The sequence below is a fragment of the Streptococcus sp. GMD6S genome (assembly GCF_000297015.1).
The window spans coordinates 1-6,840 of record NZ_AJRH01000289.1 but is presented as its reverse complement, the minus strand read 5'-3'; the positions used below and the strand labels follow the sequence as shown (position 1 = coordinate 6,840).

General features: G+C 38.9%; 6 protein-coding genes. 3 read left to right on the top strand and 3 right to left on the bottom strand.

Going from position 1 to position 6,840, the window contains the following annotated elements; translation table 11 throughout:
- Positions 1–69 precede the first annotated feature (69 nt).
- The 3 genes from GMD6S_RS10755 to GMD6S_RS10745 all read left to right on the top strand — a co-directional run bounded on the left by GMD6S_RS10755 (position 70) and on the right by GMD6S_RS10745 (position 2,612).
- The gene (locus GMD6S_RS10755; RefSeq protein WP_000644133.1) at positions 70–336 is read left to right on the top strand and encodes an ACT domain-containing protein; all 267 of its coding nucleotides are present in this window, start codon (positions 70–72) and stop codon (positions 334–336) included.
- A gap of 9 nt (positions 337–345) precedes the next feature.
- Positions 346–1,683, top strand: coding sequence for a PFL family protein (locus GMD6S_RS10750; protein WP_000354885.1), 1,338 nt, complete (start codon positions 346–348; stop codon positions 1,681–1,683).
- A gap of 236 nt (positions 1,684–1,919) precedes the next feature.
- Positions 1,920–2,612, top strand: coding sequence for a histidine phosphatase family protein (locus GMD6S_RS10745; RefSeq protein WP_000049290.1), 693 nt, complete (start codon positions 1,920–1,922; stop codon positions 2,610–2,612).
- Positions 2,613–2,712: 100 nt separating this feature from the next.
- Here GMD6S_RS10745 and GMD6S_RS10740 read toward each other — a convergent pair whose 3' ends face one another.
- From GMD6S_RS10740 to GMD6S_RS10730, 3 genes are read right to left on the bottom strand one after another with little or no spacing between them, the layout of a single operon-like run.
- On the bottom strand, positions 2,713–4,371 hold the full coding sequence (locus GMD6S_RS10740; RefSeq protein WP_000676642.1) for an ABC transporter permease: 1,659 nt from the start codon (positions 4,369–4,371) through the stop codon (positions 2,713–2,715).
- Positions 4,361–5,452 carry an ABC transporter ATP-binding protein gene (locus tag GMD6S_RS10735; protein WP_001289677.1) on the bottom strand — a complete coding sequence of 364 codons (1,092 nt, stop codon included), beginning with the start codon at positions 5,450–5,452 and terminating at the stop codon, positions 4,361–4,363. Before GMD6S_RS10735 ends, GMD6S_RS10740 begins: the two co-directional genes overlap by 11 nt.
- A 12-nt stretch (positions 5,453–5,464) precedes the next feature.
- A complete protein-coding gene (locus tag GMD6S_RS10730; protein ID WP_000753272.1) occupies positions 5,465–6,505 on the bottom strand; it encodes an ABC transporter substrate-binding protein in 1,041 nt (346 codons plus the stop codon).
- Positions 6,506–6,840: the final 335 nt, after the last annotated feature.

Here is a 6,840-nt window from a genome sequence, read left to right as displayed (position 1 = left end):
GCTATACTAGGAAAAAAGAAAATCAAAAACGTTCAGGTTTTCTAAAAATCATAGAAATGGGGTATAAGGATGAAGGCTATTATTACAGTGGTTGGTAAGGACAAGTCTGGGATTGTTGCTGGCGTGTCTACTAAGATTGCAGAGTTGGGTTTGAATATTGACGATATTTCTCAGACGGTGTTAGATGAATACTTTACTATGATGGCGGTCGTTTCTAGTGACGAAAAACAGGATTTCACTTATCTACGAAATGAGTTTGAAACTTTCGGTCAGACCTTGAATGTCAAAATCAATATTCAAAGTGCGGCGATTTTTGACGCTATGTATAATATCTAGGAGGTGGCTATGGATATTAGACAAGTTACAGAAACCATTGCCATGATCGAGGAGCAGAACTTCGATATCAGAACCATCACCATGGGGATTTCCCTTTTGGACTGTATTGATCCAGATATCAATCATGCTGCTGAAAAGATTTACCAAAAAATTACCACTAAAGCTGCAAATCTAGTGGCTGTAGGAGATGAAATTGCTGCAGAACTTGGGATTCCTATTGTTAATAAACGGGTATCGGTGACTCCGATTTCTTTAATTGGTGCTGCGACTGATGCGACAGACTATCTTGTTTTGGCAAAGGCTCTTGATAAGGCTGCCAAGGAGATTGGTGTTGACTTTATTGGTGGATTCTCTGCCTTGGTACAAAAAGGCTACCAAAAAGGAGATGAGATTCTCGTCAATTCTATCCCACGCGCTCTAGCTGAGACCGACAAGGTTTGTTCGTCTGTTAACATTGGCTCAACTAAGTCAGGCATCAACATGACTGCAGTTGCAGATATGGGACGTATCATCAAGGAAACAGCGAACTTATCAGATATGGGTGCGGCCAAGTTGGTCGTATTTGCTAATGCTGTTGAGGACAATCCTTTTATGGCAGGGGCTTTCCATGGTGTTGGGGAAGCAGATGTTATCATCAATGTCGGGGTTTCGGGTCCTGGTGTGGTCAAGCGTGCCTTGGAAAAGGTTCGTGGACAGAGCTTTGATGTAGTAGCGGAAACAGTCAAGAAAACGGCCTTCAAGATTACTCGTATCGGTCAATTAGTTGGTCAGATGGCTAGTGAGAGACTTGGAGTTGACTTTGGGATTGTAGACCTAAGCTTGGCACCAACTCCTGCAGTTGGCGATTCTGTGGCTCGTGTCCTTGAGGAAATGGGCCTAGAAACAGTTGGTACGCATGGGACGACGGCTGCCCTTGCTCTTTTGAATGACCAAGTTAAGAAGGGCGGAGTCATGGCTTGTAACCAGGTTGGTGGCTTGTCAGGGGCTTTTATCCCTGTCTCTGAAGATGAGGGAATGATTGCTGCGGTGCAAAATGGCTCTCTGAATTTAGAGAAACTAGAAGCCATGACGGCTATCTGTTCTGTTGGGCTGGATATGATTGCCATTCCAGAAGATACGCCTGCTGAAACCATTGCAGCTATGATTGCGGATGAGGCGGCCATTGGTGTGATTAACATGAAAACAACGGCTGTTCGTATTATTCCAAAGGGCAAAGAAGGCGATATGATTGAGTTTGGTGGTTTGCTAGGAACAGCTCCAGTTATGAAGGTCAACGGAGCTTCGTCTGTTGATTTCATCTCTCGTGGTGGCCAAATCCCAGCTCCAATCCATAGTTTTAAAAATTAATAAAAAAGTGAGAGGATTTAAGTTGAGTTTAAGGATGACTGTGTATACTATAATCATTAAATAAAGACCTCCTAACTTTATTTAATAGAAATCCTAAACTTTTTCATAATAATCTCCTAGGGAAGCTACCGTGAGGGTAGCTTTTCTTGTGGCAAAATTAGGAGAAGGAGCTTTGCTTTTGAAAGCCAAATATTTCTTTGATCCATGATATAATAGAAGAAAATGGAGGATAGAAAATGTCTAAAGTAAGATTGTACTTAGTCCGTCATGGGAAAACCATGTTTAACACGATTGGACGTGCTCAAGGATGGAGTGATACGCCTCTAACTGCAGAAGGTGAGTTGGGAATTCATGAGTTGGGAATTGGCTTGAGAGAGTCTGGTTTGCAGTTTGACCGAGCTTATTCCAGTGATTCAGGGCGTACCATTCAGACCATGGGAATTATCCTAGAAGAACTGGGTTTACAAGGGAAAATCCCTTACCGCATGGATAAGCGAATCCGTGAGTGGTGCTTTGGTAGTTTTGATGGGGCCTATGATGGAGACCTCTTTATGGGGGTCATTCCTCGTGTTTTCAAGGTGGATCATGTTCATCAGTTATCCTATGCAGAGCTAGCTGAAGGTTTGGTAGAGGTTGATACTGCTGGTTGGGCTGAAGGTTGGGAAAAACTTAGTGGCCGAATTAGAGAAGGTTTTGAAACGATTGCCAAAGAAATGGAAGAACAAGGTGGTGGCAATGCCTTGGTTGTTAGCCACGGGATGACCATTGGTACGATGGTTTATCTCATTAATGGCATGCATCCGCATGGTCTAGATAATGGTAGTGTGACCATTCTAGAATACGAGAACGGTCAGTTTACTGTTGAAATCGTCGGTGACCGTAGCTATCGGGAACTGGGACGTGAGAAGATGGAAGAAAATTCTATTTAATCAGTAAATACGTTCATCAGAACTTCGGGTCATGTATTGTGATAAGAGATTAGAAAAACAGCCTAGGATCATCCTTTCGGCTGTTTTTGATAGGGAAAAATTAGAGTGTAATGTTATTGCTTTTAGAGATTTTCATGAATAATAGTAAGGAAGCGACTGTTAGGATAGATAAAATCGTGGATAAAGCTGCGGCTACACCATAATTTCCTCTGAGAACCTCTGTATAGATTGCTACGGTCATAGTTTTTGTTTTGGAATTATATAGCAGGATAGAAGTAGAGAGTTCTGAAATCATTGTTACCCATGATAGAATAGATCCAGAAATAATACCGGGTAACATCATTGGAACAGTGATTTTACTGAAAGTATTGAGACGGCTACTTCCTAAACTCTCAGCGGCTTCTTCAATGCTAGGTGTTATTTGTTGCAAGCTAGCAACAGATGAGCGGATTGTATAAGGGAGTCTTCGGACAGATAAGGAGATAATCAATATAAAGGCTGTTCCTGTAATCATCAGAAATCCGCTTCCAAAAAGACCAGTATTGAATGAAGAAATGAAGGCAATACCTAGAACAGTTCCTGGCACAATATAAGGTACCATACTAAGGCTATCAATTAAGTTTGTAAACAAATTTCGTTTTCTAACAGCTAGGTAGGAGATAACCGTTGCAAATAAAACAACAAGAATTAAAGCAATCAAAGGAATGCGAATCGTATTAAAAATAGCAGATCCCATACGATTGAAGGCAATTTTGTAACTATTTAGAGAATAGCCTTTGACAAATACCATACCTGATGTTTTTAGGAAAGAGGTATAAATCAAGTAGACTTGAGGTAGAACAGAGAACAAGATAATTCCGTAGACTGTTGCATAAATAGCAGCCATTTTTCCTTTTGTAGTTTTTTTCGGCTCAATTGGATGGAGCGAATTCATGCTGAAACTATAGCGATTTGAAATATATTTTTGGATGAGGAAGATTGTTAAAGCAATGATAATCGCCATGATTGCTAAAGCAGATGCAAATGCAGAATTTCCGCCAACCTCACTAATGAATTGATTATAAATTAAAACAGGGAAAGTCCGATATCCTTCACCAATTAACATAGGAGTTCCGAAGTCGGAGAATGCTCTCATAAATACAAGTAGCGTAGCAGCAAGTAAAGTTGGAACTAAAAGAGGCAAAACAACTGTTACCATACGTTTGAATCCGATTACCCCCATACTTTCAGCGGCTTCAAGAAGGGAATGGTCAATCCTTTTCATTGCTCCAGCCACGTATAGAAAAACTAATGGGAATAGCTGAAGTGTAAACACAAGTACAATTCCTTTGAAGCCATAAATATCAAAAGCAGGCAAATGGAGTGTGTTGGTTAGAAATTTTGTAATAACTCCGTTTCTACCAAGAAGTAGAATCCAAGAATAGGCACCTACAAAGGGAGCTGACATGGATGCTATGATAATCAATATCTGTAAAAATTTCTTTCCTTTGAAGTCATATATAGAAAAGAGGTAAGCTAATAAAGTCCCTAAAACTAGGGAAGTTACAGTAGAAGTAATGGAGACGTTAAAACTGTTTACTAGTGTCTCAGAGTAATAGGATTTACTAAAGAAATCTTCAAAATTAGCGAGTGAGAATTGACCTTCATGTATGAGTGCTTGCTTGAGTACAATAATAATTGGATAAACAAGAAAAATAAGATAGGTAAGAAAGATGAAGAATGAGGAGGCTGTCCAAATATTTAGTTTTTTACCTTTCATAGCCAACTCCTGTAATAAGATTTTGGGAACCATCTGCAGAAAAGACATTTAACTTTTGAGTATTGATTCGTAGACGAATTCGATCCCCTTTTTGAAGATCTTCTTCAAAAGTTGATTCTTCGCTGACCTGTATTTTTGAAGAAAATGCAGTCTCTACAAAATATTCAGTGGTGAGTCCAAGATAAACACTATCGGAAATGATTCCTTCAATATCTCCAGATTCATCTTTGATAAACTCTTCGGGACGGATACTCACAAGAACAGCTTGTTCCTTAGCTTGATCAAGAGCTGGCATAGGGAGGGCATAGCCATCTGAGAAGACGATATAAGCACTGTCGCTCTTTTTTTGTAGTTTGGCTGGGATGAGATTTGTGCGTCCAATAAAGGTTGCCACAAACTCATTAGCTGGTTTATGATAGAGTTCTTTTGGTCGTCCGACTTGTTGGATGATCCCATCTTTCATAACGGCAATCTGGTCTGAAATAGCCATCGCTTCTTCTTGATCGTGGGTCACATATACAGTTGTAATTCCCACTTCGTGTTGAATTTCTCGAATAACTTGGCGCATATCTAAGCGAAGTTTCGCATCCAGGTTACTAAGTGGCTCGTCCATGAGGAGAACACTTGGATTAACAGCTAATGCACGTGCTAAGGCGACACGTTGTTGTTGTCCACCACTGAGTTTATCGGGCTTTCGATCTGCGTATTGATTAATTTGCATTAGTTCCAGATATTTATTAGTTTGTTGAACTAATTCATCTTTTGGAACCTTTTTTTGTTTAAGACCAAAAGCAACATTATCTCGGACAGTCAAATGTGGGAAAATAGCGTAGTTTTGGAAAACCATGCCGATGTTGCGTTTGCTGGGTTCTATATTATTTATTTTAGTATCATCGAAGTAAAATTCTCCGCCTTCAATACTGTTGAAGCCTGCAATCATTCGAAGAAGGGTCGTTTTTCCACAACCTGAAGGTCCAAGAATGGTGAAAAGACTTCCTTTTGGAATCGTAACGTTTAAATTCTCAATGACAGGAATGTCGTGGTAGATTTTTTTTGCGTTAATAATTTTGATCTCACTCATAGTGAACCTCTTTTACTGTTTCGATTGAATATTAGTGAAAATATCATTGTACTTTTTAAGAATAGCTGATTTATTTTGGATGACATAATCTGAATCTTCAGTAGCGATATTGATTTCTGTCATTGCTTTCATATTTTTATTGATTTTAGCATTTTTTCGAATGGGTCTAATGGTTGTTTCAGTTCCTAGTTTATCCTGAATGTCTTGAGAAAGAAGGAAATCGATAAATTTTTTAGCGTTTTCCATGTGTTTGGCATTTTTGATAATAGCTGCGTTACCAGGCAAAAAGACGGTTCCTTCTTTTGGATAAATGACTTTTACATCAACGCCATCGTTTAAGAGTTTCAATGCAGGATCTTCATAGGTGAGTCCGACAGCCATTTCTCCGTCAGCGACTGATTTGTAGACATTTGAAGAACTAGAAGCAATTTTCCCATCTACTAAGCTAAATAGATTTTTCACATATGTCCAAGCTTGCTCATTTTCATAGCCCCCTTGATCCACAAGCATGTTTGTTAATTGAGCAAAGGCACTAGAAGAATTACTTGGATCAGCAGTAGCGATTTTTCCTTTTAATTTGGGATTGAGTAAATCATTGTAGCCTTCAATTTTAATGTCTTTTGTAAGAGCTGAATTGGCAATGATGACACTGACGTCAAGTGTATAAGGGGTGTAGAATCCGGTTTTATTTTGATATTCAGGGATAATGTGGTCGTTTTCTTGGGAAGTATACGGCTCAAAGAGCTTTTCGTTAGAAGAGAAGAGTGCGTAGGAACCTCCGAAAATGACATCGGCTACAGGAGCTTCTTTCTCAGCCTCAGCTTTCTTGAATAATTCACCAGTACTAGCTTGGACTAAATCAACCTTGATACCATATTTTTCTTCGAAAGCTGGGATTGTTTCTTCAATAAGATCTTCAGGGTTAGGCGAATAAACAACTAAAGTCTTATCCGTATCATTTTCAATGCTAGTTTCAGCTTCTGTTGTTGAAGAACATCCTGACAAAAGTAGAAATATCCAGCTGAAATAGAGAAGTGATAGTGTTTTTTTCATAATTTTTCTCCTTTTTTACGAACATTATTCTCTGTTTGTTTACCTAATGTTTTCAATTACAGAGTTCTACATCATATAATAAAAACCTTAAAGAAATCTAAAACGAGAAATATGAGTTAAAGAAGTTAGGGGAAGTAGCTACAAGAGACAAATAATCAATAGAAGTTAGCTCCGATTAGGAGCTAATTTTTTTCCTGTTAAATAAGGTGGATTTGCGACTCAGTATTTCTTGTTATCCAAGTCTAAAAGAACATTTCTCGTCTTTCAAATTCCCCCAAAAATGGTATAATAGTAACATCACAAAATTGGAGAGAGACCATGAGTTTTTACAATCA

Excerpts from the sequence above, each read along its gene's own strand:
- GMD6S_RS10735 (WP_001289677.1), bottom strand. The coding sequence starts at position 5,452 with ATGAGTGAGATCAAAATTATTAACGCAAAAAAAATCTACCACGACATT.
- GMD6S_RS10745 (WP_000049290.1), top strand. The coding sequence starts at position 1,920 with ATGTCTAAAGTAAGATTGTACTTAGTCCGTCATGGGAAAACCATGTTT.
- GMD6S_RS10755 (WP_000644133.1), top strand. The coding sequence starts at position 70 with ATGAAGGCTATTATTACAGTGGTTGGTAAGGACAAGTCTGGGATTGTT.
- GMD6S_RS10730 (WP_000753272.1), bottom strand. The coding sequence starts at position 6,505 with ATGAAAAAAACACTATCACTTCTCTATTTCAGCTGGATATTTCTACTT.
- GMD6S_RS10750 (WP_000354885.1), top strand. The coding sequence starts at position 346 with ATGGATATTAGACAAGTTACAGAAACCATTGCCATGATCGAGGAGCAG.
- GMD6S_RS10740 (WP_000676642.1), bottom strand. The coding sequence starts at position 4,371 with ATGAAAGGTAAAAAACTAAATATTTGGACAGCCTCCTCATTCTTCATC.